At 72.9% G+C, this 26,277-nt stretch carries 23 protein-coding genes and 3 pseudogenes; 7 read left to right on the top strand and 19 right to left on the bottom strand.

Going from position 1 to position 26,277, the window contains the following annotated elements:
• The first annotated feature begins 26 nt into the window (after positions 1–26).
• Together RLT58_RS20190 and RLT58_RS20185 are read left to right on the top strand one after the other, a co-directional pair.
• A pseudogene (locus tag RLT58_RS20190) lies at positions 27–1,300 on the top strand (ion channel protein).
• A 96-nt stretch (positions 1,301–1,396) separates the two neighbouring features.
• On the top strand, positions 1,397–2,821 hold the full coding sequence (locus RLT58_RS20185) for a glutamate decarboxylase (RefSeq protein WP_311311776.1): 1,425 nt from the start codon (positions 1,397–1,399) through the stop codon (positions 2,819–2,821).
• Between the two features lie 13 nt (positions 2,822–2,834).
• Here RLT58_RS20185 and RLT58_RS20180 read toward each other — a convergent pair.
• The 4 genes and pseudogenes from RLT58_RS20180 to RLT58_RS20165 form a co-directional block, all read right to left on the bottom strand.
• Positions 2,835–3,131, bottom strand: a pseudogene (locus RLT58_RS20180) (ABC transporter permease); the annotation flags it as partial.
• A 33-nt stretch (positions 3,132–3,164) separates the two neighbouring features.
• Positions 3,165–3,806: a PadR family transcriptional regulator gene (locus RLT58_RS20175; RefSeq protein ID WP_311311775.1), complete on the bottom strand. Its 642-nt coding sequence runs from the start codon at positions 3,804–3,806 to the stop codon at positions 3,165–3,167.
• A 65-nt stretch (positions 3,807–3,871) separates the two neighbouring features.
• A complete protein-coding gene (locus RLT58_RS20170) occupies positions 3,872–5,329 on the bottom strand; it encodes an aldehyde dehydrogenase family protein (RefSeq protein WP_311311774.1) in 1,458 nt (485 codons plus the stop codon).
• A 54-nt stretch (positions 5,330–5,383) separates the two neighbouring features.
• Positions 5,384–6,265 (bottom strand): Sco1979 family transcriptional regulator, encoded by an 882-nt coding sequence (locus RLT58_RS20165; RefSeq protein ID WP_311311773.1) that lies wholly within the window; start codon positions 6,263–6,265, stop codon positions 5,384–5,386.
• A gap of 334 nt (positions 6,266–6,599) precedes the next feature.
• Between RLT58_RS20165 and RLT58_RS20160 the strand changes: the two genes are divergently transcribed.
• The gene (locus tag RLT58_RS20160; RefSeq protein ID WP_311311772.1) at positions 6,600–7,097 is read left to right on the top strand and encodes an ATP-binding protein; all 498 of its coding nucleotides are present in this window, start codon (positions 6,600–6,602) and stop codon (positions 7,095–7,097) included.
• Between the two features lie 80 nt (positions 7,098–7,177).
• On the opposite strand, the gene RLT58_RS20155 is transcribed toward RLT58_RS20160, so the two are convergent.
• Positions 7,178–7,423 (bottom strand): DUF397 domain-containing protein, encoded by a 246-nt coding sequence (locus tag RLT58_RS20155; RefSeq protein WP_311311771.1) that lies wholly within the window; start codon positions 7,421–7,423, stop codon positions 7,178–7,180.
• Positions 7,424–7,672: 249 nt separating this feature from the next.
• On the opposite strand from RLT58_RS20155, the gene RLT58_RS20150 reads away from it, so the two are divergent.
• Positions 7,673–8,182, top strand: coding sequence for a hypothetical protein (locus RLT58_RS20150; RefSeq protein WP_311311770.1), 510 nt, complete (start codon positions 7,673–7,675; stop codon positions 8,180–8,182).
• Between the two features lie 7 nt (positions 8,183–8,189).
• On the opposite strand, the gene RLT58_RS20145 is transcribed toward RLT58_RS20150, so the two are convergent.
• The 3 genes from RLT58_RS20145 to RLT58_RS20135 all read right to left on the bottom strand — a co-directional run bounded on the left by RLT58_RS20145 (position 8,190) and on the right by RLT58_RS20135 (position 12,630).
• Positions 8,190–10,361 carry an FUSC family protein gene (locus tag RLT58_RS20145; RefSeq protein ID WP_311311769.1) on the bottom strand — a complete coding sequence of 724 codons (2,172 nt, stop codon included), beginning with the start codon at positions 10,359–10,361 and terminating at the stop codon, positions 8,190–8,192.
• 100 nt (positions 10,362–10,461) lie between these two features.
• A complete protein-coding gene (locus RLT58_RS20140) occupies positions 10,462–11,637 on the bottom strand; it encodes a DUF2786 domain-containing protein (protein WP_311311768.1) in 1,176 nt (391 codons plus the stop codon).
• Positions 11,638–11,712: 75 nt separating this feature from the next.
• The gene (locus RLT58_RS20135; protein ID WP_311311767.1) at positions 11,713–12,630 is read right to left on the bottom strand and encodes an NADP-dependent oxidoreductase; all 918 of its coding nucleotides are present in this window, start codon (positions 12,628–12,630) and stop codon (positions 11,713–11,715) included.
• A 119-nt stretch (positions 12,631–12,749) separates the two neighbouring features.
• On the opposite strand from RLT58_RS20135, the gene RLT58_RS20130 reads away from it, so the two are divergent.
• On the top strand, positions 12,750–14,459 hold the full coding sequence (locus RLT58_RS20130; protein ID WP_311311766.1) for a bifunctional 3'-5' exonuclease/DNA polymerase: 1,710 nt from the start codon (positions 12,750–12,752) through the stop codon (positions 14,457–14,459).
• A gap of 16 nt (positions 14,460–14,475) precedes the next feature.
• On the opposite strand, the pseudogene RLT58_RS20125 reads toward RLT58_RS20130, so the two are convergent.
• Positions 14,476–15,838 (bottom strand): annotated as a pseudogene (locus RLT58_RS20125) (alpha-lytic protease prodomain-containing protein).
• Positions 15,839–16,020: 182 nt separating this feature from the next.
• Here RLT58_RS20125 and RLT58_RS20120 point away from each other — a divergent pair.
• A complete protein-coding gene (locus tag RLT58_RS20120) occupies positions 16,021–16,701 on the top strand; it encodes a phosphotransferase (protein WP_311311765.1) in 681 nt (226 codons plus the stop codon).
• Positions 16,702–16,761: 60 nt separating this feature from the next.
• On the opposite strand, the gene RLT58_RS20115 is transcribed toward RLT58_RS20120, so the two are convergent.
• The 8 genes from RLT58_RS20115 to RLT58_RS20080 form a co-directional block, all read right to left on the bottom strand.
• Complete coding sequence (locus tag RLT58_RS20115; RefSeq protein WP_311311764.1) at positions 16,762–16,956, bottom strand: acyl-CoA carboxylase subunit epsilon; 195 nt, start codon at positions 16,954–16,956, stop codon at positions 16,762–16,764.
• On the bottom strand, positions 16,953–18,590 hold the full coding sequence (locus RLT58_RS20110) for an acyl-CoA carboxylase subunit beta (protein WP_311311763.1): 1,638 nt from the start codon (positions 18,588–18,590) through the stop codon (positions 16,953–16,955). The genes RLT58_RS20115 and RLT58_RS20110 overlap by 4 nt, the downstream gene beginning before the upstream one ends.
• Before the next feature lie 5 nt (positions 18,591–18,595).
• Complete coding sequence (locus RLT58_RS20105) at positions 18,596–20,083, bottom strand: FAD-binding oxidoreductase (protein ID WP_311311762.1); 1,488 nt, start codon at positions 20,081–20,083, stop codon at positions 18,596–18,598.
• Positions 20,080–20,388 carry a YciI family protein gene (locus tag RLT58_RS20100; RefSeq protein ID WP_311311761.1) on the bottom strand — a complete coding sequence of 103 codons (309 nt, stop codon included), beginning with the start codon at positions 20,386–20,388 and terminating at the stop codon, positions 20,080–20,082. Before RLT58_RS20100 ends, RLT58_RS20105 begins: the two co-directional genes overlap by 4 nt.
• A gap of 60 nt (positions 20,389–20,448) precedes the next feature.
• Positions 20,449–21,213, bottom strand: a complete 765-nt coding sequence (locus tag RLT58_RS20095; protein WP_311311760.1) for an AfsA-related hotdog domain-containing protein — start codon at positions 21,211–21,213, stop codon at positions 20,449–20,451.
• Between the two features lie 62 nt (positions 21,214–21,275).
• On the bottom strand, positions 21,276–21,557 hold the full coding sequence (locus RLT58_RS20090) for a phosphopantetheine-binding protein (protein WP_311311759.1): 282 nt from the start codon (positions 21,555–21,557) through the stop codon (positions 21,276–21,278).
• Complete coding sequence (locus tag RLT58_RS20085; protein WP_311311758.1) at positions 21,551–22,285, bottom strand: SDR family NAD(P)-dependent oxidoreductase; 735 nt, start codon at positions 22,283–22,285, stop codon at positions 21,551–21,553. The genes RLT58_RS20090 and RLT58_RS20085 overlap by 7 nt, the downstream gene beginning before the upstream one ends.
• Entirely contained in the window at positions 22,282–23,625 is a 1,344-nt protein-coding gene (locus RLT58_RS20080; RefSeq protein ID WP_311311757.1) for a class I adenylate-forming enzyme family protein, read from the bottom strand. Before RLT58_RS20080 ends, RLT58_RS20085 begins: the two co-directional genes overlap by 4 nt.
• A gap of 293 nt (positions 23,626–23,918) precedes the next feature.
• Between RLT58_RS20080 and RLT58_RS20075 the strand changes: the two genes are divergently transcribed.
• The gene (locus RLT58_RS20075) at positions 23,919–24,581 is read left to right on the top strand and encodes a 4'-phosphopantetheinyl transferase family protein (protein ID WP_311311756.1); all 663 of its coding nucleotides are present in this window, start codon (positions 23,919–23,921) and stop codon (positions 24,579–24,581) included.
• Here RLT58_RS20075 and RLT58_RS20070 read toward each other — a convergent pair.
• Positions 24,550–25,305, bottom strand: coding sequence for an HAD family hydrolase (locus RLT58_RS20070; protein ID WP_311311755.1), 756 nt, complete (start codon positions 25,303–25,305; stop codon positions 24,550–24,552). The two genes, RLT58_RS20075 and RLT58_RS20070, sit on opposite strands and share 32 nt — an antisense overlap.
• Before the next feature lie 41 nt (positions 25,306–25,346).
• Positions 25,347–26,162 (bottom strand): helix-turn-helix transcriptional regulator, encoded by an 816-nt coding sequence (locus tag RLT58_RS20065; RefSeq protein ID WP_311311754.1) that lies wholly within the window; start codon positions 26,160–26,162, stop codon positions 25,347–25,349.
• Between the last annotated feature and the right edge of the window lie 115 nt (positions 26,163–26,277).

Genomic DNA, 26,277 nt, shown 5'->3' with positions numbered 1-26,277 from the left:
GCCTTTTGGGTCGCTAGGGTGAGCCGATGTCCACCGATTCCGTCGTCGCCGCCGAACCGGCCCCCGCGCGCCGGCTGCTGACGCTCACCGTGCCCGCCCTGGCCGTGGGCGTGGCCTCGGCCCTCGTCCTGCTCGGCGTCAGCATCGTCTCCGAGCGGTTGCAGGACGTGCTCTGGGAGACGCTGCCCGACGCGCTGGACATCGGCCGGTACTCCTCGCTGTGGATGATCGTGATGCTCACCGCGACCGGTCTGGTGACCGGTCTGGTCATCCGGGCGGTCCCCGGGCGGGCCGGACCCGACCCGGCGACCATGGCCTGGTCGATCCGCCGCTCGCCCCGCTCGTCGTGCCGGGGCTGCTGCTGGTGACCGCCCTGGCCCTGGCGGGCGGGGTCAGCCTCGGCCCGGAGAACCCGATCACCGCAGCGAACATCGCGCTGGCCTCCTGGGCGGGCCGCCGTTTCGTACCGGGCGCCCCGGCCGAGCTGTGGCTCGCGCTCGCCGCCGCAGGCACCATCGGCGCCCTGTTCGGCACCCCGGTCGCCGCCGCGCTGATCCTGACCGAGACGCTCGCCACCACCCCCGGCGGGGGCGCGCTCTGGGACCGCCTCTTCGGGCCGCTCGCGGCCGGCGCCGCAGGTTCGCTCACCATGACGCTGGCCGCCCACCCCAGCTTCGACCTGTCCCTGCCGTCCTACGGGCACGCGCACTGGGGCGATCTGCTGTCCGCCGTCGTCATCGCCTCGGCCGGAGCGGTGCTGGGACTCGCCGCGGTCTACGCGTTCCCCCTGGTGCACCGCGCCTTCCGTGCCCTGCGGCATCCCGTGGTGGCCCTGACCCTGGGCGGGCTGCTGCTCGGGCTGCTCGGCGCGCTCGGCGGGCACCTCACCCTGTTCAAGGGGCTGGACGAGGTGAAGACGATCGCCGCCGACCCGGACGGCTGGTCGGCCGGTGAGTTCGCGGTCATGGCGGTCGTGAAGACCGCCGCCCTGCTGATCGCGGCCACCTGCGGCTTCCGGGGCGGCCGGATCTTCCCCGCGGTGTTCTCCGGCGTCGCGCTCGGCCTGTGCGCCCACGCCCTGGTCGACGGGGTCCCGGTGGCGCTCGCGGTGACCTGCGCGGTGCTCGGCGTCCTGCTGGCCGTCACCCGGCAGGGCTGGCTCAGCCTGTTCACGGCGGCGGTGCTCGCCTCCGACATGTCGCTGCTCCCCCTGCTGTGCGTCGCCTCGCTGCCCGCCTGGCTGCTGGTGACCGGACGGCCGCAGATGCAGCTGCGCGAGGACGGTACGCCGCTGCGCTGAACCGGACGGCGCAGCACCGGTGGCGGCCGCCGCGGCGGTCCGTATCGTCGGATTCGTCCGGCCTCGCCGACGCGAGCCGAGAAGGGCAGGTCTGCGATGCCGCTCCACAAGGGCTCCGCGCACGGCACCGAACCGTCCGACGAGATGCGCAGGCTCGCGCTCAACCCGTTCTTCGGGGAGGCCGATCCGGTCACCGGGATGGAGCTGGCGCCGCCCCGGCACCGCATGCCCGACGGGCCGCTGCCGCCCTCTACCGCGTACGGCCTGGTCCATGACGAGCTGATGCTGGACGGCAACTCACGGCTCAACCTCGCCACCTTCGTCACCACCTGGATGGAACCCCAGGCCGGGGTGCTGATGAGCGAGTGCCGCGACAAGAACATGATCGACAAGGACGAGTACCCGCGCACCGCCGAGCTGGAGCGGCGCTGTGTGGCGATGCTGGCCGACCTCTGGAACGCGCCCGACCCCTCGGCGGCCGTGGGCTGTTCGACCACCGGGTCCAGCGAGGCCTGCATGCTGGCCGCGCTCGCCCTCAAGCGCCGCTGGTCCAAGCGGAACGCCGACCGCTATCCCGCGACCGCCCGGCCCAATCTGGTCATGGGCATCAACGTGCAGGTCTGCTGGGAGAAGTTCTGCAACTTCTGGGAGGTGGAGCCGCGCCTGGTCCCGATGGACGGCGACCGCTTCCACCTCGACCCGCAGGCCGCCGCCGGCCTCTGCGACGAGAACACCATCGGGGTCGTCGGCGTCCTCGGCTCCACCTTCGACGGCAGCTACGAGCCCATCGCCGAGCTCTGCGCCGCCCTGGACGCCCTCCAGGAGCACACCGGCCTGGACATCCCCGTCCATGTGGACGGGGCGTCCGGGGCGATGGTGGCGCCCTTCCTGGACGAGGACCTGGTCTGGGACTTCCGTCAGCCCCGGGTCGCCTCCATCAACACCTCCGGCCACAAGTACGGCCTGGTCTACCCGGGCGTCGGCTGGGCGCTGTGGCGCACCCCCGAGGACCTGCCGGAGGAGCTGGTCTTCCGGGTCAACTACCTGGGCGGCGACATGCCGACCTTCGCGCTGAACTTCTCCCGGCCCGGGGCGCAGGTCGTGGCGCAGTACTACACCTTCCTGCGCCTGGGCCGGGAGGGCTACCGGGCCGTCCAGCAGGCCTCCCGGGACGTGGCCATGGGGCTGGCCGAACGCATCGAGGCGCTGGGCGACTTCAAGCTCCTCACCCGGGGCGACCAACTGCCCGTCTTCGCGCTGACGACCGCGCCGGACGTGACGGCGTACGACGTCTTCGACGTCTCGCAGCGGCTGCGCGGACGCGGCTGGCTGGTGCCCGCGTACACCTTCCCCGCCAACCGGGAGGACCTGTCGGTGCTGCGGATCGTCTGCCGCAACGGCTTCTCGTCGGACCTGGCGGAGCTGCTGCTGAACGACCTGAAACTCCTGCTCCCCGAACTGCGCGCCCAGTCCGAGCCGCTGAGCCGGCGCCACGGCGCGGCGACCTCCTTCCACCACTAGGGCCTGTCCGGCCTCAGCGGCCGAGCCCCGCGAACCGGCGTACCGCCAGCGGGAAGAACACCGCCAGCAGCGCCAACGGCCAGAGCAGCGCGAGCAGTTCGGCATCGTCTCCGGGGCGGCGAACACATTGGAGAGGAGGCCGACCGGCCAGACCAGGATCTGCACCGCCTGCACCGTCTCCGGCCGCCCCGCCACAACCGCAGCAGCAGGAGCAGCCCCACCGCCGTCATCACCGCGAGCGCGGCGGACGACTGGAGCATGTCGGCGACGGCCCGGCCGACCAGACCGCGCCGGGGGCCATCGGCATCGAGGCAAGTGACTCCCGGGAATTCGTCAAACCTGGTCAGTGGGTATCCCCGGGGTTCGGCACCCCGGTCGCGTAGGGATTCTCCTCGCCCTCGGCGAGCACGCCGACGAACGGATCGCCCTCACCCGCGAAGACGTAGGCCCCGCCCTCGATCCGCGCGATCAGCCCGCGCGTCCACTCCGCGCCGGCGTCCGCCGAGTGGACCCAGAGATTCATGATCTCGCCGATGTGGCCGATCGACCCCAGCCCGTCCTGCGGCACGTAGTGCTCGGTGACGGCCGCGCGCCAGGCCGCCAGGCCGGTCAGCCGCTCCCTGAGCAGGGCCACCGCCTCGGACCGCTCCAGGTCGACGATGAAGCCGATGCCCGCGGACAGCACGTCCATCTTCTGGTCGTACGAGGTCAGCGAGGCGCGCAGCAGGGCGAGGTACTCCTCGGTGCCCCGCTCGGTGATCTCGTACTCGGTGCGCGGCGGGCCGCCGACCGTGCTCGGCGCCACCTCGTGGGCGAGCAGCAGGCCCTGCTTGGCCAGCTGCTTCAGGGCGTGGTAGACGGAGCCCGGCTTGGCGTTGGACCACTCGTGGGCGCCCCAGTACTCCAGGTCGTTGCGGACCTGGTAGCCGTGGGCCCGGCCGTGCCGGCGTACGGCTCCGAGGACCAGCAGCCGGATCGCGGACATGCCCTCCACCCTCTCTGATCAACTTTGACCAGAGTAGCCCGGCGGACCCCGCCGGGCGGAGCGGGTCAGAACGGGAAGACGCTCCGGCCGTGCTGCACGGAGATCCACTTCTGGGTGGTGAACGCCTCCACGGCGGCGTCGCCGTTCAGCCGTCCCAGCCCGGAGCTCTTCTCGCCGCCGAAGGCGACGCCCGGGTCGTCCTGGACGGTGGAGTCGTTGACATGGAACATCCCGCTGCGTATCCGCTGGGCGAACCGCACGCCGCGCTCGGCACTCGCCGTGTGCACCGCGCCGCTGAGTCCGTACGGGCTGTCGTTGACGATCCGTACGGCGTCCTCCTCGCCGTCGAAGGTGACCAGCAGCGCGACCGGGCCGAAGATCTCCTGGGAGAGCAGCGGAGAGCCCTCGGGTATCCCCGCGAGCACGGTCGGCTCGACGAGGTTGCCCCGGGTGCGGCCCCGGACCGGGGCGGTGGCGCCGTCGGCGAGCGCCTGGTCGACCAGGGCGGCCAGCGCGTCCGCGTGGAAGGTGTTGATGACCGGGCCGATCTGGGTCTCGCTCTCGCGCGGGTCGCCGGTCCGCAGCGCGGCCACCCGGGCGGCGAACTTCTCGCCGAACTCCGCCGCGACCGACCGGTCCACCAGGATCCGGTTGGCGGCCATGCAGACCTGGCCCTGGTAGACGAAGCGGCTGAAGACGGCGGCGTCGACCGCGTAGTCGATGTCCGCGTCCTCCAGCACCACCAGGGCGCTGTTGCCGCCGAGTTCGAGCACGGTGCGCTTGAAGAGCCCGCCCGCCGTCGCGGCGATGTGGCGGCCGACCGCGTCCGAGCCGGCGAAGGAGATCACCTTGGGCACGGGGTGCTCGATGAACGCGTCCCCTATCTCGGCGCTGTCGGTGACGACCACGTTGAGCAGGCCGGCCGGCAGCCCCGCTTCCTCGAAGATCTTCGCGAACAGCCCGCCGCCCACCACCGGGGTGTTCTGGTTGGGCTTGACCACGACCGCGTTGCCGAGCGCCAGGGCCGGCGCGACCGACTTCATCGTCACCAGGAAGGGGAAGTTGAACGGGCCGATGACCCCGATGACCCCGACGGGCGTCCGGTAGAGGCGGTTCTCCTTGCCGTCCACCGCCGAGGGCAGGATCCGGCCCTCCGGGTGCAACGCCTGCCGGGCCGCCTCGCGCAGGAACTCCTGGGCCAGGCCCACTTCGTAGAGCGCCTTGGACCGGGTGCCGCCCAGCTCGTCGATGATCGCCTCGACGATCTCGCCGGCCAGCTCCTCGGTGACCCGCAGGGCCCGCTCCAGCACCTGTCGACGCGCGTAGGGACCGGCGGACTCCCACTCGCCCTGGGCCCGCTCGGCGGCACGGTAGGCGCGGTCGACCTCGCCGGCGGTGGCGACGGTGATCGCGGCGAGCTTCTCGCCGTTGAAGGGATTGAAATCGATGATGTCCCAGGAGCCGCTGCCCGTACGCCATTCACCGTCGATGTACTGGGCGGCCAGCTCGTGGAAGAAGGACATGCGATCCCTTACTGCAGGTGCAGACTCCTGTGGGATCGTCATCCTACTGAAATATCAGGAGAGTTGAAGAAGTCCACGGAGCAGGTCACGGCTCTCCTCGGGTCCCGGGCTCTCCTGGTGGAGCCGCTCCATCGCCTTTTCGTACTGGGCGACTTCTTCGTCCTTGTCCAGATAGAGCGCACTTGTCAGCTGCTCCAAATAGACAATGTCCGACAGATCGGATTCCGGGAATCGCAGCATCGTAAAGGAACCGCTCTCGCCCGCGTGCCCGCCGAAACTGAACGGCATCACCTGGAGCGTGATGTTCGGCTGTTCCGACATTTCGATCAGATGCCGCAGTTGCGCCCGCATCACTTCGCGTCCGCCGTACGGACGGCGCAGCGCCGCCTCGTCCAGCACCGCGTGGAAGCGGGGCGCCCGTTCGGAGACGAGGGTCTTCTGCCGCTCCAGCCGCAGCGCGACCCGGCGGTCTATCTCGGCTGCCGGTGCGCCGCGCATGCCCCGGGAGACGACCGCGTGGGCGTACTCCTCGGTCTGCAGCAGCCCGTGCACGAACTGGACCTCGTAGATCCTGATGAGCGAGGCCGCACCCTCCAGGCCGACGTACGTCTGGAACCAGCCGGGCAGTACATCCCCGTAACTGTGCCACCAGCCCGCCACGTTGGCCTCACGGGCCAGGCCGAGCAGGGAGTCGCGCTCCGCCTCGTCCGTGACGCCGTAGAGCGTGAGCAGATCCTCGACGTCCCTGGCCTTGAAGCTCACCCGTCCCAACTCCATGCGGCTGATCTTCGATTCGGAGGCCCGGATGGAGTAGCCGGCCGCCTCGCGCGTGATGCCGCGCGAGTCACGCAGTCTTCTGAGCTGCGAGCCCAGCAGGATGCGCCGCACCACGGATCCACTCGACTCGCCTGCCGCCACTGGTCCAACCCTCCCCATCGCTTCCCTGGCACCGGGGCTCCCCCTGAACCCCAAGAGCCGGATTCTGCCATCAAAACGCTTCAGCCCGTACTCATTCGATTACGGAAATGAGAAGACTTCTGGAAGACCGCAAAAGTCCGGCCCGGAAGAAATGACCCAGAACCGGCACGGGTGTGGACACGTCAGGCGCGTGCACGTGCATCTGCCCTTGCATCTGCCCTGCGCATTCGGAACCATGGGGCTCGCGCACCTGCGTGCTCGTTCGTGTTGTGCCGCTGTACCCGCGTACCCGCAGTACCCGCTACAGCCGCGAATCCCGGGAGTGCCTCGCATGGGGACGAATGGATCGACGATGCTCGAGCCGTTACGGCAGGGGCTTCCCCCCATCGATCCCTCCGCCGTCTCCGGATCGGCGACCTGCACACTGCCCGCCCGCTACGAAGCCGTCGGCGGGGCACGGCAGTTCACCCGGTCGACCCTGAACGGCTGGGGTCTGGGCGAACGCTTCGACGATGTCGCGCTGGTCGTCTCCGAGCTGGTCACCAACGCCCTGCGGCACGCCCTGCCCGCCGACACCCCGCGCGAGCCCCAGGACCCGCCGGTGCGGCTGCATCTGATGCGCTGGACCTCGCGGCTGGTGTGCGCGGTACGCGATCCGAGCCGGACGGGACCCGTCGCCTCGGCGGCGGCCGACTCGGCGGAGTCGGGCCGGGGGCTGTTCCTGGTGGAGTCCTTCAGCGACTGCTGGGGGTGGCACCCCTCCCCCGTACTGAGTACGGAGAACCTGTCGTCCGCGGCGCCGCGCGGCAAGGTCGTCTGGGCGCTCTTCCGGCTGTCCGACCCGATGTGACCCCTCGGGTCCCGGCCACACCCATGGGCTGAACCCCGCCGGAGAACGGCGGAGTTCGGCCCTCTGCCGTGAGCCCTCGGCTATGAGCCCTCGGCTATGAGGTGGTCGAACTCCCCGTCCTTCACGCCGAGGAGCAGCGCCTCTATCTCGGCCGGCGTGTAGACCAGCGCCGGCCCGTCGGGATGGCGCGAATTGCGCATCGCCACATCCCCGTCGGGCAGTTTCGCGAACTCCACACAGGAACCCTGGGAGTTGCTGTGTCTGCTCTTCTGCCAGACGACTCCGCGAAGCTCTGTGGCCGCCATGCCGTTGTACACGTGGTGCACAGGACGCTCCCCGAGTTGCAAGGTGCAAGTGTCAACTGTCTCGGATCATAGCTGTGTTCAATTTCCCCTGCATGAGCGGATGCATGCGCAGATGCACGTGCACGGGGGGTGTTCCCTCGATTACAGCTTCTCCCGGAAGAGACGGTCCATGACTCCGTTCGGCTCCCGATTCCCGGAGTTGACTCCCCCCTGCCCCTTGCGACTCACTGGTAGCTTGGACGGCCATTCGACTTCCAGGGGGAATTCCGCATGTACAAACTCGCACGTACCGGCGCTGTCGTCGCCACCGGCCTGCTGACCGCGCTCGCGCTCACCGGGTGCGGCAGCGACGGCGACAAGGACAGCGCGGACAAGGACTCCACCCCGAGCAGCGCCCCGTCGGCCCCCGCCGGCGGCTCCGCCGACACCGGGTCCGGCGACGAGGGCGGCGGCTCGGCGGGCGACCTCAAGGCGCTCGAAGGAGCCTGGGCCGGACAGACCGACGGCAAGGCCGTGGTGCTGTCCGTCGCATCCGGGAAGGCCGTCGTGGTCGCCGATTCCCACGTCTGCTCGGGCACCGCCGAGGACATGGGCGGCAAGCCGATGCTGGACCTCAAGTGCGCCGACGGCGACACGGCCCGCACGATGGGGACCATCGCGTCCAACGACGGCAAGACCGTGGTCGTCTCGTGGGAGGGCGGCGGCAAGGACACGCTCGCCAAGACCGACGCCGACTCGCTCAAGAACCTGCCCGACCTCGCGGACCTGCCGACCCCCTGACCGGGCGTCAGCCCCCGGGGTCACCGGCGTCGCCGCCACCGGGCGCCCGGGAGGACTTCGGGGCGTCCTCCAGCCCCCGGGAGAAGTCCTCCAGTGCCTCCAGCAGGAGGTCGGCCCCGTTGCGCACGACCGGGTCGCCGCCCTCCTCGGCCGCCCGCTCCTCCTCGTCCCACCGCGCCAGCGCCTCCCGGACCGCCGTCCAGTCCGGCACCCGCCGCTCCCGCACCGCCTTCGCGCCCTGCTCGGTGGCCCGGCGCAGCGCGGCGGCGAGGGGGGCGGCCGCCGGTACGGGGGTGGCACCGCCCTCCGGGAGGTGGGCCTCCATCAGCATCGCGACCCGGCCCAGCTGGGCCAGCGCGTGCTGGGTGTCGTCGGCGGCGGCGTGCGAGAGGCCCCGGTGGCGCACCGGTTCGTGCCGGGCGGTGGCGACCGCCTCCTGCCAGGCGACCCGGGCCTCGCGGGTGGCGAGCAGGGCGTGGCGGACGTCGTCGTGGCCCCGGTCGGCCGGATCGGCGTACTGATCGACGACCGAGGCGGCGTAACGGCCGTCCTCCTTCAGCCAGTCACCGAGCCGGTTGCGCAGTCTCGGGGTCTCCCAGGCCGGATAGACGGCGTACGAGACCATCGCCAGCAGCCCGCCGACCAGGGTGAGGACGACGCGTTCGAGCACGGTCTGCGACCAGTCGTCGCCGGCCATGCCGAGCAGGAAGACGACGTACGCGGCGACGCACGCCTGGCCGACCGCGTAGCCGGTGCGCATCAGCAGATACATCAGCAGGGCGCAGACCACCGCGAAGGCGGCGGAGAGGCCGGTGCCGGGGTGCGCGGCCTGCACGATCGCGGTCGCGAGGAAGACCCCGACGACGGTGCCGCCGAACCGGGCCACGGACCGTGCGTACGTCTGGGAGAACTCCGGCCGCATCACCATGACGGCCGCCATCGGGGCCCAGTAGCCGTGCCCGTACGGCAGGACCCGGCCCAGCAGATAGCCGAGCGCGGCGACGGCGGCGAGCCGGACGGCGTGGCGCAGGATCGGGGAGCCGTGGTGCAGTTCGCGGCGCATCGACCTGAGCACGACCGGGACCAGCCGCAGCAGGGTGGGGCGACGCTTGTGCTCGGCGGGAGTGCGCCCGTCCCGGGGCGCGCCGAGGGCGTCGGCAGCCTCTTCCGCCCCGGCCCGCTCCTCCTTGGTGCCCTCGCCCTCGGCCGCCTCGATCACGTCGGAGAGCAGGGCCGCCAGCCGGTCGGCGGCGCGCAGCGGCGGGCCCGCGAGCAGCGCCCCGGTGTCGGGGGTCTTCAGCACGGCGACGGCGGGGGCGGGCAGCCGCACCGGGTCGCCGTTGCGGATCGCGCGGGCCGCCGCGTCGAGCAGCGCGGCGGCGGCGGACAGCAGCTCGCGGACCCGGTCGCGCTCGGGGCCCTCGGCCGGTACCCCCATCGCCGGGTCGGCCAGCGAGGCGAGCACCGGTCTGATCCGTTCGGCGACCCCGCGTGAGCCGTGCAGTTCGGCCGGGCGGCGGCGGGCCTGGCGCGGGGTGACGGAGGCGGCGCTGCGGGCCAGCATCAGCGGGACGGGGTCGAAGTGGGCGACCGGGTCGTGGCGCAGCCGGCGGGCGTAGTCGGCCTCGGCGGCCAGCGCGTCGGCCAGGGCGTCGCGCTGGGCGCCCCACCGGCGCACCGGGAGGAGCACGATCAGCGCCGCCTGGACCACCCCGCCGAAGGTGATCATCGCGGCGTGCAGGGCGGCCTCGGCGACGGAGGTGGGCAGGGTGATGGTGACGAGCATGATCGCGACGTTGGACGCGGCGATGATGCCGCCCGTCGGGCCCGCCGCCCAGGCCAGCCCCGCGACGAAGGTCCAGAGCACCAGCACGGCCATGAAGAGCAGGAGACGGGGGCCGGCGACATAGCCGATGAACGTCGACAGGCCGAGGCTCACGCCGGAGACCAGCGCGAGCACGGGACGGGGGCGCCAGCTGCGCTGGAAGGTGGCGATCGCCGCCTGGAACGCGCCGAACGCCGAGCTGGCGGCGACCACCGGCCCGAACAGCGCGAGGCCGACCCCGATGACCAGGGCCAGTCCGGCCGCGCCCCGGAGCGCGATCAGCGGTTCGAGGCGCCGCCGCTCGATCGTCAGCCCCGAGCGGGCGGTCAGCTTCAGCGCCCGGAGCCAGCTCATGAACCGAGCCTAACCGGAATTTCCCTTGTGCCCGAGTTGTCGGGACGGGGTCGCGCCGGCCGCGCGGCGGGGGTGGGGCCCGCGGCCTCGGGCGGTCCGCTCAGCCGGAGATCTCCGGCGGCGCCCCGCCCATCCTGGCCCGGTCCGCCGCCCGGGTGCCGTGCGTCCAGCCGTCCAGGTCGGTGGCGCCCCGCACCCGGGTGGTCGTGGTCCGGGGGAACATCTTCTCCGCCGCGTCCGTGACCGCCAGGTCCCGGGCGGCCAGCACGGGCAGAAGCCCCGCGTCCGCCGCGCCGGACGGTCCTGCGGCACCCTCCGCGTCGGCCTCGGCGGTGGCCCGCGCGGTGCCGTCGGCCAGCCGGCTGCCCAGCCGCTGGGCGTACGCCATCAGGAAGGACTGCCGGAAGGTCTTCGTCCGCTTGCGTCCGCCGGCCCGCTGGCCGGCCTCCGCCCGGGTCATCGCCGCGGTGCCCTGCACCAGCAGCGAGGTGTGGAGCAGTTCCACGGCGTCCAGGTCCGCCTCGAAGCCCACCACCGTCGTGAAGCCGAACTCGCTGTTCCACACCGCGCGGCAGCGGTTCGCGGCGGCGACCGCGTCCAGCAGGATCGCCTTCGCCGTCTCGTAGGGGGCGTCCACCCCGATCCGGAGGGCACCGGGGACCCGGCCGCTGTGCGTCCGGGCGGCGAGCAGGGCCTCGTCGATGCTGTGCCGGGCCATCAGCTCCTGCGCCTTGGTGGTGAGCGCCTCCGCCTCCTCGGGGAACCCGGTAGCCTCCGCCTTCGCCAGCAGCGCGCGGATCCGGGTCAGCATGCGCGGCTCGCCCTCGACGGGTGGCAGCCGAAGGGCGTCGCGGGCCGCGCCGGGCGGCGGTCCGACGGGTTCGACGGCGGGCAGCCGCAGCAGCAGCCGGTAGAGCCCCAGCAGCGCGGAGGCGTACGAGAAGCGGTCGGGACGGCCCGCCGGCGGCACCGCGGGAAGCTCGTCGAGCTGGGCCCGCCAGCGGGGCGGCAGCCGGTCGTAGCGCCGGACCTCCGCGCCGATCAGACCGGCGGCCAGACCGGCCGCGTGCTCGTCGAGGTCGCGGCGGACGAGCCGGATCACATCGGCGGGCAGCCAGCCCCGCTCCCATGCGCGCCGGACGAACTCCTCGCCGCGCCGGCGCAGCTCCGCGTCGGAGGCCGGGTCGGCGGCCAGGAGCGAGGCGCCGGTGTCCAGGCCGGTGTCGCCCTCCGAGTAGAGAGCGGCCGCGAACGCCTGGTCGATCACCGGTTCCATGAGGTCAGGGTAGGCGGGCCGGGCCCGGGGAAACCATCCACAGCCTGTGGATATCGAACGCCCGGCCGAGCCCGGTCAGGGCGCCCACGGGAGCAGGACGAGCTTGCCGCGTACGTGCCCGGCCTCGCTCAGCGCCTGCGCCTTCGCCGCGTCGTCGAGCGGGAAGGCCTCCGTGACCTCGACGCGCAGCTCCCCGTCGGCGGCGAGCCTCGCGTGCTCGGCGAGCCGTTCCCTGGACCGGGAGCCGCCCCCGGAGAAGGAGACCCCGTACTCGGCGGCGGCCGGGTCCGCGATGGTGACGATCCGGTCCGTGCCGCCGCGCAGCTCGACGGAGTCCGGCAGGGCGCCGCGCCCCGCCACGTCGAAGACCGCGTCCACACCCTGGGGAGCGGCGTCCCGCACCCGGCCGACCAGCCCCTCCCCGTACTCCACCGGGGTCGCGCCGATCACCCGCAGATAGTCGTGGTTGGCGGTGGACGCCGTGCCGATGACGGTCGCGCCCCGGGCCGCCGCCAGCTGGACCGCGGCCGAGCCGACGGCTCCGGCCGCCCCGTGCACCAGCAGGGTGTCCCCCGCGCCGACGGCCAGCTCGTCCAGGACCCGCTGGGCGGTGTTCGACGCGATGGTCAGGGCCGCCGCGTCCGGCCAGTCGAGACCGGCCGGCTTCGGGGCGACGAGGGCGGCGTCGGCCAGGGCGTATTCGGCGTACGAGCCGGTGGCGCTCCAGCCCAGCACCTCGTCGCCCTCCGCCACCCCGGTGACCCCTTCGCCCGTCCGGTCGACGACCCCGGCGAACTCGACGCCCGGGATCGCCGGCAGCGAGGTGGGGAAGACGTCCTCCATCCAGCCGCGCCGGATCTTGTAGTCCATCGGGTTCACCCCGGCGGCCATCACCTTCACCCGGACCTGTCCCGGGCCGGGGTGCGGGTCCTCGACCCGGGCGTGGTGCAGGACCTCGGGTCCGCCGAACTCCTCGAAAACGATCGCTTCCATCGTGGCTGTCCCCTCGGTCGACGCTCCGGGCCCCGCAGCAGGGTCCTGCCGATCCTCCCGCCTGCGACGCGACCGCGCACGCCGCCCCGCTGTCAGTGCCGGGTGCCAGACTCGGCCGTATGACCGAACGCTGGGCGCTGGCCGTCACGGAGAGCGGTGGCGCGCTCCTCGCCCCGCTGGACCGCGCGGGGCTGCCCGCAGGCCCGGTCCTGTCCGAACCCGACGTGGCCGAGGCGGTCCGCTCCCGGCCGGACGTCGCCCGCTGGGTGTGGCGTTCGACCGCCGAGGTCTACCCCCTGCTGCTCGCCGCCGGGGTGCGGGTCGAGCGCTGTTACGACATCGAGGTGGCCGAGTCCCTGCTGCTCGGGCACGAGGGGCGGCTCGGCGAACCCCGCTCGGCCGCCGCCGCCCACGCCCGGCTGCGGGGCGGCCCGGTGCCGCCCGATCCGCCGGCCCGGGCGGCGGTGCCGGGCTCCCAGTCCTCCCTGTTCGAACCCCCGACGGGGACGGGTCTGCCCTTCGACGCCCTCCTCGAGGTGTACGCGGCCCAGCTCGCCCGCCATGACGCGACGGACCGGCCCGGCCGGATGCGGCTGCTGACGTCCGCCGAGTCCGCGGGGATGCTGGTCGCCGCCGAGATGAACCGCGCGGGCCTGCCCTGGCGGGCCGACGTCCACCGGGAGGTGCTGCACGAACTGCTCGGCGAGCGGTACGCGGGCGGCGAGCCGCGCAGGCTGGCCGAGCTGGCCGACGAGGTGTCCGCCGCCTTCGGCCGCCGGGTCCGCCCGGATCTCCCCGCCGACGTGGTGAAGGCCTTCGCGCAGGCCGGCATCAAGGTGCGCTCCACCCGCCGCTGGGAGCTGGAGGAGCTGGACCATCCGGCGGTGGAACCGCTGGTCCGGTACAAGAAGCTGTACCGCATCTGGACCGCGCACGGCTGGAGCTGGCTCCAGGACTGGGTGCGCGACGGCCGCTTCCGCCCGGAGTACCAGCCGGGCGGCACGGTCAGCGGTCGCTGGACGACCAACGGCGGCGGGGCGCTCCAGATCCCCAAGGTGATCCGGCGGGCCGTCGTGGCCGACGAGGGCTGGCGCCTCGTCGTCGCGGACGCCGACCAGATGGAGCCGCGCGTGCTGGCCGCCATCTCCCGCGACCGGGGCCTGATGGAGGTGGCGGGCCATGACGGCGACCTCTACACGGCCCTGTCCGACAAGGCGTTCCACGGCGACCGCGACCACGCCAAGATCGCCCTGCTCGGCGCCGTCTACGGCCAGACCTCGGGGGACGGGCTGAAGAATCTGGCCGCCCTGCGCCGCAGGTTCCCAAACGCCGTCGCCTATGTCGACGACGCCGCGAAGGCGGGCGAGGAGGGCCGTCTCGTACGGACCTGGCTCGGCCGGACCAGCCCGCCGGCGGCCGGCAGCGGTGACGACGACGGGGAGGCCGGGATACCGCAGGAGGCCGACGGGCCGGGTCCGGACGGCTCCGACCGCGCGGACGGCGGCTTCACCCCCGGGTACGCCTCGTCGGACGCCCGGGCGCGCGGCCGCTTCACGCGCAACTTCGTGGTGCAGGGCAGCGCGGCCGACTGGGCCCTGCTGCTCCTGGCCGCCCTGCGGCGGTCGATCGCCGCCGCCGGGCTCCGGGCCGAACTGGTCTTCTTCCAGCACGACGAGGTGATCGTGCACTGCCCCCGGGAGGAGGCCGACGCCGTGGTGGAGGCGATCCGGGCGGCCGGTGAGCTGGCCGGCCGGACCGCCTTCGGTGAGACGCCGGTGCGCTTCCCGTTCACCACGGCGGTGGTCGAGCGCTACTCCGACGCGAAGTGAGGAGGCCGCGCCCCGGCTACCCGCGCTGCCAGAGCGCGGGGACGCTGGGCGGCTCCCAGCCCGTCTGCGCCTGGTGGCCCTGGAGGCAGCGGTAGCGCACGGAGCCGTACGTGACGACGTCACCGGCCGCGTAGGCGGTGCCGGCCGCCCAGGTGCCGCCCGGGTCGGTCGGCGGGTCCGTCGGATCGGTCGGGCCGCCACCGCTGGTGACCAGGGTCAGCCCGTACGCCTGGAGCGCCGGGTTCACCGGCTGGAAGTACGTCGTACCGCCCTGGGAGCAGTTCCCGCTGCCGCCGGAGGTGACGCCCTGGGCCTGGCTGCCGGAGATGAACGAGCCCCCGGAGTCTCCCGGTTCGGCGCACACATTGGTGCGGGTCACCCCGGAGACGGTGCCCTCCTGGTAGGTGACGCTGCTGTTGCGCTGCTGGACCGTGCCGCAGTGCCAGCCGGTGGTGGAGCCCGAGCGGCAGACCGACGAGCCCTCCAGCGCCTCGGTGGAGCCGGTGACCGTCACATCGCCGTTGCCGTAGCCGTTGACCAGCGGGCGCGGGGTCCAGTTGGTGTTCGTGGCGACCCAGGAGTAGTCGCGGCCGGGGAAGGTGGAGCCCTGGAAGGAGCCCTGCGCCTGCTGGTTGTAGCCGCTGGTGCCGACGCCCGGGGTTCCGCAGTGCCCGGCGCTGACGAAGCCGCCCTGGGTGCCGCGCCGGACGGGGAAGCCGATGGAGCAGCGCCCCGAGCCGTTCATGTAGTACGCGTCACCGCCCCGCAGATCCGCGAACGTGCGCGGACGCTCGGCGGACTGAGTGACCGTCACCAGATCGCGTGCGACCCCGGCCGCCGCGAGGAAGGTGCCGGCGGCGGCGCTCCGGCCGGCCTCGACGACGACGCGGTTGGTGCGCACGTCGACGTACCAGGCGGGTATCTCCTCCGGCGCCCGGCGCCCGGCGCAGGGCGGTCCGGTCGAGCGCGGCCTTGGCGGCGGTGAGTTCGGCCAGGCTGTGGGCGACGACCTCGGCGCGGGCCCCGGCCTTCGTGATCCGGGCGGTGTCCGCCGGGTCGGTGGTGGCGACGGTAAGCTCCGCCGCGTCGCCGCTCACCCGGGCCCCGGCGAATTTGGCGCCCAGCGAGTGCCGGAGTCCGGCGGCCGCGGCCGCCGCCCGGGACTCGCCGGCGATCCGGCCGCGCGCCTGGGCGGCGGTGAGTCCGAGGTCCCGCTGCATGGCCTTCAGCAGTCCGGGCGAGAGCGGGGCGGCTGCCCCGGCGGGGCCGGCCGGGTGGGGGACGGGTCCGGCGGACGCCGGGCCCGTCAGCCCGGCGAGCGCGAGCGCACCGGCGGCCGCGGTCGCGGTGCACGCGGCCAGGGCACGTCTGCGGAGCATGGATCTCTCCACGGAACTCTCCTTGACTTCGGGGGATTTGCCGTCAACGTAGCCGCGTACGCACCGGCTCCAGGAGATCCCGTCCGCCCCATCGCACCGCGTTATGGGGCCGGCTGTCACACGCGGGAAACAGCTTGTGGACAGGCTCCCCGGCGCCCGCCCGGCCCGAGTAGGTTCCCCTCATGCGAATAGGCCAACTGCTGGGCAGCGGACGCGACGCCGACGTATACGAACTGGACGAGGCATGGGTCCTGCGGCGCTATCGCCACGGGCTGGACGCCACCCGCGAGCTGCCCGTCATGTCCTACCTCTCGGCCTCGGGCTACCCCGTCCCCCGGCTCGGCCCGCATCCCCCCTCGGCCGGCCCCGGCGATCTGGTCCTCCAGCGGCTGACCGGCCCGACGATGCTGGAGTCCCTGCTCGCCGGGGAGACCGGCGCCGAGGAGGGCGCCGTCCTGCTGGCCGGCCTCCTCGCCGATCTGCACACCGTCCCGGCCCGGCTCTCGGCCGACCCCGAGGACCGGATCCTCCATCTCGACCTGCACCCGGACAACGTGATCCTGACGGCCGACGGGCCCGTCGTGATCGACTGGAGCAACACCGAGGAGGGCCCGCCCGCACTGGACCGGGCGATGTCGGCCCTGGTCCTGGCCCAGGTCTCCGTCGACCCGTCCGTCCCGGTGGCGGACGAGGCCCGTACGCTGCTGGCCGCCCTGGTCCCGCTCCTGGCCGCCGACGACGGCATCCCCGCCCGCCACCTCGCCGACGCCGCGGCCCGCCGCACCGCCAACCCGACGATGAGCCCGGCCGAAGTCGCCCTGATCGGCGATGCGGTGGAGCTGGTCACCGTTTTGGCGCGCTAGGGCCTGTCTTCGAACTCCCCTCGTCGCCCGGAGCGGCAGAGGGGAGTTCGAAGACAGGCCCTAGGCCCGCCGTGCCCACCCCGCCGGGCGCTCCGTGCCCGGCCGGGGCCGGCGGCCCGCCCGGGACCAGGGGGCCGGGCGGACGACGTCGGCGGGCAGGTCATCGGCGCGGTGGAAGGCCAGGGCGTGCAGGACGGCGAGGACGGCGGCGAGTTCCTCGGGGGTGGGGTCTCCGGAGAGCAGTCGGATGCTCATGCCGGCTGGTTCCCGTGCTTGCGGTGCGGGAGCGCCACCGTCTTGGTGCGGAGCATGCCCAGCCCGGCGGCGAGGACCGCGCGGGTGTCCGCCGGGTCGATGACGTCGTCGACGAGCCCGCGCTCGGCCGCGTAGTACGGGTGCATCAGCTCGGCCTTGTACTCCTTGACCAGTTGCGCACGGGTGGCCTCCGGGTCGTCGGAGGCCGCGATCTGCCGCCGGAAGACGACGTTGGCGGCGCCCTCGGCGCCCATGACCGCGATCTCGTTGGCGGGCCAGGCGTACGAGAGGTCGGTGCCGATGGAGCGGGAGTCCATGACGATGTAGGCGCCGCCGTACGCCTTGCGCAGGATCACCTGGATGCGGGGCACGGTGGCGTTGCAGTACGCGTACAGCAGCTTGGCGCCGTGCCGGATGATGCCGCCGTGCTCCTGGTCGACGCCGGGCAGGAAGCCCGGCACGTCGACCAGCGTGACCAGCGGGATGTTGAAGGCGTCGCAGAGCTGGACGAAGCGCGCGGCCTTCTCCGAGGCGTGGATGTCCAGGACCCCGGCGAGCACCATCGGCTGGTTGGCGACGATGCCGACCGTGCGGCCCTCCAGCCGCCCGAGCGCGCAGATGACATTGCCCGCCCAGTGCTCCTGCACCTCCAGGAAGTCGCCGTCGTCGAGGAGTTCCTCCACCACCCGGCGCATGTCGTAGGGGCGGGACGGGTCGGCGGGCACCAGGTCGAGCAGCGTGTCGCCGGGCCGGTCGGCCGGGTCGTCGCAGACGGCCGCGGGCGGCTCCTCTGCGCTGTTCTGCGGGAGCAGCGAGAGCAGATGGCGGACCTCCTCCAGGCAGGTCTCCTCGTCGTCGTACGCGAAGTGCGCGACACCGGAGGTCCCGGCGTGCACATCGGCGCCGCCCAGCCCGTTCTGGGTGACCTGCTCGCCGGTGACGGCCTGGATGACGTCGGGTCCGGTGATGAACATCTGGGAGGTCTCGCGGACCATGAAGACGAAGTCGGTGAGCGCCGGGCTGTAGGCGGCGCCGCCCGCGCACGGGCCGAGCATCACGCTGATCTGCGGGATGACGCCGGAGGCGCGGGTGTTGCGCTGGAAGATGCCGCCGTAGCCGGCGAGCGCGGTGACGCCCTCCTGGATACGGGCGCCGGCGCCGTCGTTGAGCGAGACGAGGGGCGCGCCGGCCGCCAGCGCGAGGTCCATGATCTTGTGGATCTTCTCCGCGTGGGCCTCGCCCAGGGCGCCCCCGAAGATCCGGAAGTCGTGGGCGTAGACGAAGACCGTGCGCCCCTCGACCATGCCCCAGCCGCCGACCACGCCGTCGGTGTGGGGGCGCCGGTCCTCCAGGCCGAAGCCGGTCGCCCGGTGCCGGCGCAGCTGCTCGACCTCCTGGAAGGTGCCGGGGTCCAGCAGCAGGGCGATGCGCTCACGGGCGGTGAGCTTGCCCTTGGCGTGCTGGCGGGCGGTGGTGGCGGCGTCGCCGGCGGCCACGGTGGCGTGCAGGCCGTTCAGTTCGGCGGTGCGGGTGGCGAGCGACAGCACGGCGGCGGGCGCCGCGAACTCCTCCTCCAGCTCCGCCGTGTCCGGCGCCTGTGCGGTGTCCCTCTGTACGGTGTCCGTTCTGCTCATGGTCCTCACGGTCCGACTCCCTTGGTTGAGAGGCCGAGGCCGCGGTAGCGGCGTGGCCAGATGCCGTGCTTGCCGGGGGCGAGAATGCCCTCCGCGTCGAGTGCGTCCTTGATGCGCTCACCGAGCCTGAGCACGGCGTGATCGTTGAACCCGTATGTCGCGGCGACCTGGTCCATGAGGGCCGGGTGGGCGCGCTGGATGCCGTATCCGGCCGCCGCCGTCGCCCGGACCAGCGCCTCGCACAGTGCGAGGGTGCGCGCCCGGTCGCCCGGGTCGAGCGGGTCGAAGAGCGCCACGAAGCGGTGGTGCAGGGCGCGGGCGCCGACCGCGAAGGCCCCCAGGTAGTCCTTTCCGTGCGCGTGGGCGAGGTCGCGCGCCAGGGTGTACTGCGCGAGGGCGTCCGCCCCGGTCGCCGGTGAGACCGGCGTCAGGTCCAGCCGGCCGCCGTCGGGCACCCAGTCGTCGGTCTCATCGGCGAACGGCCTTTCCGGGCCCGTGCGTTCGCCGGCGCGGTGGAAGCGGACACCGGGTACGGCGGCGAGCGCGTCGTGGATCACGGACCACTGGGCGTCCATGACCGAGGGGGCCCCGGTCAGCGCCCCGTACAGATGCCAGCGGCCGGTCCCTGGCTCCTCGGCCGGTGCGGTGGGCGAGGCGCCGCGCACGGTGGGGGTGTCGCCGAGGGTGCGGTCCATCAGCAGCGGGCGCAGGATGTCGACGAGCGGTCCGAGGTCCTCCTCCCGGGCGAAGGTGACGGCATAGGCGCGCCGGGCCGGCGGTTCGGGCCGCAGCCGGACCCCGAGCTTGGTGACGACCCCGAGCGCGGAGCGGGCGAACATCGGCCCCAGCGCGGGTCCGCAGCCGTACGGGGCCCAGGGCCGGGGCCCGCCGCCCGTCAGGGCCGCCGTGCCGGTGCGCACCACGTCGCCGTCGGCGAGCACGATCTCCATGCCGTACGGCGCCGCCGCCGCGTCCTCGTACCCGGCGCCGCCCGCAGAGCGCTCCAGCGCCTCGCCCAGCACGCTGCCCCAGCGCGGGCCCGCCGGGTCGGCCCGGTATTTCAGGCCGAGTTCGCCGAGCCGGGCGTCGAGGTCGTGGAAGGTGACGCCCGGCTCGACGACCGCGTAGCCGCCCGCCGCGTCGACCTCGGTCACCCGGTTCATCCGGCCGAGGTCGACGGCGACGGCCCCGGGGAGGCGGGGCGCCGCGCCGCCGTACCCCGGATCGCGGCCGGGCAGGACGGGCGAGAGCGGCACGCCGTGGCTGCCCGCGATGCGCATCACCGCCCGGACGTCCTCCACCGAGGCGGGCAGCAGCGCGGCGGACGCCGTGAAGTGCCCGGCGTCCAGGACCGGTTGCGGGTCGGCGTACCCCGCGAGCCCCACCGCGTCCCCGGTCAGCACCCACCGTTCGCCCAGCGCCGCCCGGAAGGCGGCGAGGGCCCGGGTGAATTCCCGGCCGTCCACCCCGGGCGGGAGCGGGCGGGCCCTCATGGCGTACCTGCCCCGATCCGTACCGGGGACCGCTCCGACGGTGCGAACGCCTGGATCTCGATGCGTTCCCACACGCCGGAGACGGCGAACGGATCTCCGGTGGCGAACTCCTCCACCTGTTCCCGGGTCCCGGCCTCGACCACGATCAGGGAACCGACGGCGGTGATGCCGTCGCCGGCCACCAGCGGGCCGTACAGGACCGGCCGTACGGCCGCGGCGCGCAGCCGGGCCGAATGGGCCGGCCGCTGCTCCGCGCGCAGAGCGGCGGTTCCGGGTGCGTCGAGGCAGTGGATCGCCCACAACATGTGCTTCTCCTCTGGCTGTCGGGGCCCGGACCGGGCGGTGGGCCCCTCGGTCGGCGGTCGTCAGGCGGCGCGCTCGCCGCTCTCGGCGGGCGCCGACTGCTCGCGGAGCCGGGTCAGTTCACTGACCACGGCCTGGCGGGCCGCGAGCTTCTCCTGCTTGGCGCTGAACTTCTCCGGGATGACCCGGTACTCGGCCTCGACGACGCTGGCGAGCTTCTCCCCGTGGTGGAAGCCGATGCGGCACCGGAAGACCGATCCGACCGGGGTCCTGCTGTGCTCGAGCAGTTCGTACTGGGCGGTCGCGGGCAGCGGGAAGACGAAGCTGTGGAAGGTGGAGCCGACCGAGCTGATGACGAACCGGGTCCGCTCGGGGCCGGTCACGAAGAACTGCTCGGTGACCGCCGTCCACAGCTGGCGGGCCGCCTCCAGCAGGGTGATGGCCGGGATGTGCTGGCCGGTGAGGTGGTCCTCCAGCACCTCGACACGCTCGTCGATGACGAGATCGGCGACGAACCGCTTCTCCCCGATCTGGCCCACCGGGCCGATCAGGACGTTCTTGGCGTCGTGCTTGTGGGTGAGCCGCTGCTCGGCCGGCTCGGGGACCCCGGCCTTGCCGAGCGAGACGGCCGGTCCGTGCTCCTCGGCCAGCGCCCGTATCTCCGCGAGCTGTTCGGCGCTGAGTCCCTGGCCGATGCTGACCGAGAGGTTCTCGGCCAGCTCCCCGGCCCGCAGCCGGGCGAGCAGTGCGGAGACCGGGATGGTCCCGCGGTTGGCGAGGAAGTCCTCGAAACGGTCTCCCACGGCGATGAGTGCTTCGTGCGACATATCGATCCCTCCAAGGGTGTGGGGCGGGTTCGCCGGCCGGGGCGGAGCCCGGGTCCGGGTGGTCAGACGGCGGTGGCGGCGAGGTTCTCGACGGTGCGGACGTAGGCGTCGGACAGCGCGCCGACGGTGCGGACGTCGGAGATGACGTACTCCTCCTCGAAGGGGTCGACGCCGAGCTCCATCTCCAGCTGGATGACGAGGCGGGCCAGCAGCAGGGAGTTGAGCCCCAGCTCGTGCAGGAACTCCGCGCCGGTGAGCGTGGGGTGCACGGGCCGCTCGGCCTCCAGCAGCAGGGCGTTGATCTCCTGGTGGACCAGGGCGGTGATGTCGGCAGCGATCAGCATGTGATTCCTCCGTCTACGACGATTGACTGCCCGGTGATGAAAGAGGATCCGGGCGAGATGAGATAAAGCACCGCGTCGGCGATTTCGTTCATGGTGCCGAGCCGGCCGAGCGGCGTGCGCCGCTGAATGCGTTCCCGGTTCTTCTCGGTGACGTCCTCGGTCATGTCACTGTCGAAGAATCCCGGGACCAGCGAATTGACCCGGATATTGAAGGCGCCGAGTTCACGGGCCAGGCTCCGGCTGAATCCGTCGAGCCCGGCCTTGGTGGCGGAATAGACCGCCACCCCCCGGTATCCGCGAATGGCGTTGATGGACGAGATGTTCAGGATCTGGCCGCCGCCCTGCCGGGTCATGGCACGGGCGCAGGCCTGGGCGAGGGTGATCGGGGCGACGAGGTTGCTCGCGATCAGGGTCTCGGTCTGCTTCCGGGACGTGGTGAGGAAGAGCTCCTGGTGCAGCACGGCCGCGTTGTTGACGAGCAGGTCGACCCGGCCGAACCGGCGCACCACCGTGCGCACGACCCCGCGCAGCGCGTCCGGGTCGCCCAGGTCCGCGGCCTCCCAGAGGAAGCGGTCGGGCCGCTCGGCCTGGAGGTCCTTGACGAAGTCGTTGGCGGACCGGCTGAAGGTCGCCACCCGCCAGCCCTCGCCGAGCAGCCGCTCGACGAGCAGCCGGCCCAGGCCGCGGCTGCCGCCGCTGATCAGCGCGACCCGGTCCGGGGCGCTCACACCTTGCTCCGGATCTTCTTGTAGCGCTCGGAGTGCTGCGGGGCGGCGGATATCTCCACCAGCACCGGCACCTTGTACGCCTCCAGCCGGCCGGCGCAGAACTCCCGCACCCGGCGCGAGACCTCGCGCCGGTCCTCGTCCTCGACCAGCTGCACGGTGGCCTTCACCACCATGCCGGTGACCGGGCTCGGGCGGCCGCTGACGGTGGCCTCCGCGACGTTGGGAACCTCCAGCAGGACGCTCTCGACCTCGCTGGGGTAGACCTTCTCGCCGCCGACGTTGATGATCTCGGAGTCACGGCCCAGGATGCGGACCCAGTCGCCGTCGACCTCGACCACGTCCTGGGTGTTGAAGAACCCCTCGTCGTCGAAGGGCGCCGGGGCGTTGAGGTAGCCGAGCATGGCCATCTCGGAGCGGATCCACAGGATGTTGTCGATGATCCGGTGCTCGAAACCGGCGTTGCCGAGCTTCACCCAGAGCGTGTCGTCGCCCCGGGAGCGGGTCGGCAGGATGCCCAGCTCGGACAGTCCGTACGTCTGCTTGAGACGCACCCCCGGCAGCACCTCGCCCAGCCGGCGCAGCGTCTGGAGCGGCATCGGCTCGGTGCCGTACGTGATGAGGGTGAGCGAGTCGGTGGCGTACCGCTCATGGGCTCCGGAGATCAGCACCATGTTCAGGAACGTCGGGGTGGTCGGCAGGATCTGCACCCGGTGCTCGGCGATGGCCGCGAAGACGGCCTCCGGGGTGCGCTCGGCGACGGTCACCACGGTGCCGCCCTGGCTCAGGGTGTGCAGCAGGGTGTTGACGCCGCCGATGTGGTCGAGGCTGAGGAAGGACAGGATGCGCGAGGGCCGGGTCGGTTCGCCGTAGCGGGCGAGCACCTTCTCGAAGTCGAGCACCGAGGCCTTGCTGCGGCCGGTCGTGCCGGAGCTGAAGAGGACCAGGCCGGGCCGGCCGGCGTCCCGGAGCTCCTGGTAGAGCGCGTGCCCGGCAGTGCGGCCGGTGCGCTCGCAGCGGTGCACCCCGCCGGCGTCGACCCGGATGACCACCTCGACCTGCGCCACGTCCAGGAACTCCGCGCGCTTGGTGGCCGGCAGGGTGCCGAGCGGTACGACGACGGCGCCGCGCTCGATCAGCGCCAGCAGACCGGCGCAGGCCTGCGGGGAGTACGCGCCCTCCAGCGTGACGACCTCGCCGGCCCGCACCCGGTGCCGGTCGAGGAAGAGCCGCCATTCGGCGACGAGGCGCAGCAGGTCGTCGTACCGGTAACTGCGGCCCTCGAAGGCGACGGCCTCGGAATCCCGGAAGGATTCCAGTCGGGTCAGAAATGGATGGGGCATCGTTTTCTCCCGTGGCGGTTGAATTAATCGATCTCGATAACTCGAAGCTAACTCGCATCAATTCGGGACTCAATATGCCATTTATGAGCCCTCGGACGGCCGGTGCATTCGGGGTACCCGTTCGGGGTGCCCGCCCGGGGTAGCCGGAAAGGCATGTAGCGGAAGTGGCATCGACGGCGCATGCTCGACGGCGTACCGCCTTACTGCCGTGACCTGTCCTGGGATGGCAGCGGGCCGCCGAATCCGGCCGCCCCGGTGCGCCGATTTCCGGCGCGTTGCCCCCAGGAGCAGAAGTGATCCAGCAGATCCTGCCGCCCGCCGTCGCCTGCGCCGCCGCGACGGCCGACCTTCCCGACGCCCGCGTCCTGCCGGAGGAGGAGGCGCTGCTCGCGCGGTGCGTGGAGCACCGCCGCCGGGAGTTCACCACCACCCGGCACTGCGCCCGAAGTGCCATGTCGGCCCTGGGAGTCGAGCCGGCCGCGGTGCTCCCCGGCGCGAAGGGCGAGCCGCGCTGGCCCGCCGGGGTGACCGGCAGCATGACCCACTGCGACGGCTACCGGGCGGCGGCGCTGTCCCGCAGCGCGGAGTTCCACAGCGTCGGCATCGACGCCGAGCGCCACGCCCCGCTGGAGGAGTCGATGGTGCGGCACATCTCCGTGCCGTCCGAGCGCGAGCACCTGGCCGAGCTGGCCCGGCTCAGGCCCGAAGTGCACTGGCCCACCGTGATGTTCAGCGCCAAGGAGACGGTCTACAAGGCGTGGTACCCGCTCACCGGGCGCTGGCTCGGCTTCCGGGACGCCCGGCTGACCTTCGACCCGGCGGCCGGCACCTACCGGGCCCGGCTGATGGTGCCCGGCCCGGTGGTGGACGGCTCCAGGCTGGGCTGGTTCACCGGCCACTGGGCGGTGCGCGAGGGGCTGGTGCTCACCGCGATCGCGCTGCGGCGTGCGCGGTGATCCCGGTCAGCTCGGTGGCCGCCCAGGCCCCGGCGGTCCGCAGATAGCCGGGGGCCGCCGACAGCACGGGCCAGTCGAGCCGCTGGGCGTGCTCCATCAGGACCCGGTCCCCGCCGCCGACGACGACGGGACGGCCGACCGCCATCAGCATGTCGAGGTCGCTGGCGTGGTCCCCGTAACAGCTGGACTCCTCTGCGTTCAGGCCGAGTCCGTCGAGGGTCTCGCGGACGGCGTCGGCCTTGACCGAGCCGATCATCGGGCGCTCCACCTCACCGGTCAGCGTGCCGTCGGGACCCACCACCGGCTCGGAGCAGAGCACCAGGTCCGCCTCCAGGTCCTCGGCCAGCGGGTCCAGGCAGCCGCGGAACGAGCCGGAGACGAGCACCACCAGATCGCCCGCCTCCCGGTGCCTGCTGACGGCGGCCCAGGTCGAGACGGTGACGGCGGCGGGCCCGCGCCGGTACTCCTCGTACCATGCGCGCCCGGCCCGGCGGAGTTCGTCCATCGGGACCCCGGCGAACCGCCGGTAGTAGCGGCGGTTGATCTCGGAGCGGTGCACCCCGGAGTCCGCGTCGGCCCGGACCTGGGCCATCACGGCCGCGTGGCCGGAGCCGTCGTCGCCGTGGCGGGCCATCCAGAAGCGCAGGAAGTCGAACATGCTCTTGGTGTTGATGAGCGTCTCGTCGACGTCGAAGAAGGCGGCCCGGGTGGGCTTCGTGGTCATTTCCTCGTTCATGAGGTTCGTCGCGTGATTCATGGCGTCGTTCACCAGCCGGATTCGTAGGGGGAGGCCGGCGCGTGGGTGGCGGCCGGCGTAACGGTGGTGGTGCGTACGGCGGCGGCGCCGCACAGCCCCTCGCGCAGCGCCCGGGCGGCGGCCAGGGTGCGGTTGGGGCAGTTGAGCTTGGCGAGGATGTTCGCCACCAGCCGCTTCGCCCCGTGCTCGGAGATCCGCAGACGGCGGCCGATCTGCTTGTTGCTGAGCCCGTCCACGACGAGGGTGAGCGCCTCGCGCTCGCGCGGCGTGAGCCGGGGCGCGGCGGGGACCTCGCGGGCCCCCCGGCCGGCCAGCTCCAGCAGGCCGCGGGTGAGCTCGGCGGGTATGCGGACCTCCCCGGCGCGCATGGCGCCGAGCATGTCGCCGAGGGCCGCCGCGTCGAGGCCGTCGGAGAAGAGCAGGGAGGCGCCGGCGACGGAGGCGACCCGGTCGAGGTCCACGGACCGGGTGTCCGGCAGCAGGAGGAGCACCCGGACGCCGTACGCGGCGACGCGGTGCAGTACGGAGTCGCTGTCCAGGTCCGCCGGCTCCGGGACGATCAGGAGGAGGTCGGTCCTCGGGTCGTGCACGGCGTCCACGGCGGCCGACAGCTCCGCGAACGCGCGGCAGCTGCCGACGAGGCCGACGGAGGTGAGCATGCCCTCCAGGCCGTAGCGCTGGAGGTCGTCACGGACGGCCAGGATGACGTCGAGCTTCTCGGAGACGGCAGGTGCGGCGGTGTGTGCGGCGGCGTGCGAGGTGGTGTGCGATGTGGTGTGTACCGGCGGAGCGGCGACTGCGAGAGCCGCGCGGTTCTGCGACATTGCCCTTACCCCCATGGGTCCTTGTCGGTGACCGCTGGGGCCACCCGTATGCAAGGAACGCTAGACGCGCGAAGGGCCGTGGAGGCCGTCACTGCCTCCTACTCCGGGTGGCCGC

This window comes from Streptomyces sp. ITFR-16, from assembly GCF_031844705.1.
GTDB lineage: Bacteria > Actinomycetota > Actinomycetes > Streptomycetales > Streptomycetaceae > Streptomyces.
The sequence above is the reverse complement of the archived record's forward strand: the minus strand, read 5'-3'. Positions and strand labels throughout refer to the sequence as shown.

Excerpts from the sequence above, each read along its gene's own strand:
- RLT58_RS20185 (WP_311311776.1), top strand. The coding sequence starts at position 1,397 with ATGCCGCTCCACAAGGGCTCCGCGCACGGCACCGAACCGTCCGACGAG.
- RLT58_RS20175 (WP_311311775.1), bottom strand. The coding sequence starts at position 3,806 with ATGTCCGCGATCCGGCTGCTGGTCCTCGGAGCCGTACGCCGGCACGGC.
- RLT58_RS20170 (WP_311311774.1), bottom strand. The coding sequence starts at position 5,329 with ATGTCCTTCTTCCACGAGCTGGCCGCCCAGTACATCGACGGTGAATGG.
- RLT58_RS20165 (WP_311311773.1), bottom strand. The coding sequence starts at position 6,265 with ATGGGGAGGGTTGGACCAGTGGCGGCAGGCGAGTCGAGTGGATCCGTG.
- RLT58_RS20160 (WP_311311772.1), top strand. The coding sequence starts at position 6,600 with ATGCTCGAGCCGTTACGGCAGGGGCTTCCCCCCATCGATCCCTCCGCC.
- RLT58_RS20150 (WP_311311770.1), top strand. The coding sequence starts at position 7,673 with ATGTACAAACTCGCACGTACCGGCGCTGTCGTCGCCACCGGCCTGCTG.
- RLT58_RS20145 (WP_311311769.1), bottom strand. The coding sequence starts at position 10,361 with ATGAGCTGGCTCCGGGCGCTGAAGCTGACCGCCCGCTCGGGGCTGACG.
- RLT58_RS20140 (WP_311311768.1), bottom strand. The coding sequence starts at position 11,637 with ATGGAACCGGTGATCGACCAGGCGTTCGCGGCCGCTCTCTACTCGGAG.
- RLT58_RS20135 (WP_311311767.1), bottom strand. The coding sequence starts at position 12,630 with ATGGAAGCGATCGTTTTCGAGGAGTTCGGCGGACCCGAGGTCCTGCAC.
- RLT58_RS20130 (WP_311311766.1), top strand. The coding sequence starts at position 12,750 with ATGACCGAACGCTGGGCGCTGGCCGTCACGGAGAGCGGTGGCGCGCTC.
- RLT58_RS20120 (WP_311311765.1), top strand. The coding sequence starts at position 16,021 with ATGCGAATAGGCCAACTGCTGGGCAGCGGACGCGACGCCGACGTATAC.
- RLT58_RS20115 (WP_311311764.1), bottom strand. The coding sequence starts at position 16,956 with ATGAGCATCCGACTGCTCTCCGGAGACCCCACCCCCGAGGAACTCGCC.
- RLT58_RS20110 (WP_311311763.1), bottom strand. The coding sequence starts at position 18,590 with ATGAGCAGAACGGACACCGTACAGAGGGACACCGCACAGGCGCCGGAC.
- RLT58_RS20105 (WP_311311762.1), bottom strand. The coding sequence starts at position 20,083 with ATGAGGGCCCGCCCGCTCCCGCCCGGGGTGGACGGCCGGGAATTCACC.
- RLT58_RS20100 (WP_311311761.1), bottom strand. The coding sequence starts at position 20,388 with ATGTTGTGGGCGATCCACTGCCTCGACGCACCCGGAACCGCCGCTCTG.
- RLT58_RS20095 (WP_311311760.1), bottom strand. The coding sequence starts at position 21,213 with ATGTCGCACGAAGCACTCATCGCCGTGGGAGACCGTTTCGAGGACTTC.
- RLT58_RS20090 (WP_311311759.1), bottom strand. The coding sequence starts at position 21,557 with ATGCTGATCGCTGCCGACATCACCGCCCTGGTCCACCAGGAGATCAAC.
- RLT58_RS20080 (WP_311311757.1), bottom strand. The coding sequence starts at position 23,625 with ATGCCCCATCCATTTCTGACCCGACTGGAATCCTTCCGGGATTCCGAG.
- RLT58_RS20070 (WP_311311755.1), bottom strand. The coding sequence starts at position 25,305 with ATGACCACGAAGCCCACCCGGGCCGCCTTCTTCGACGTCGACGAGACG.
- RLT58_RS20065 (WP_311311754.1), bottom strand. The coding sequence starts at position 26,162 with ATGTCGCAGAACCGCGCGGCTCTCGCAGTCGCCGCTCCGCCGGTACAC.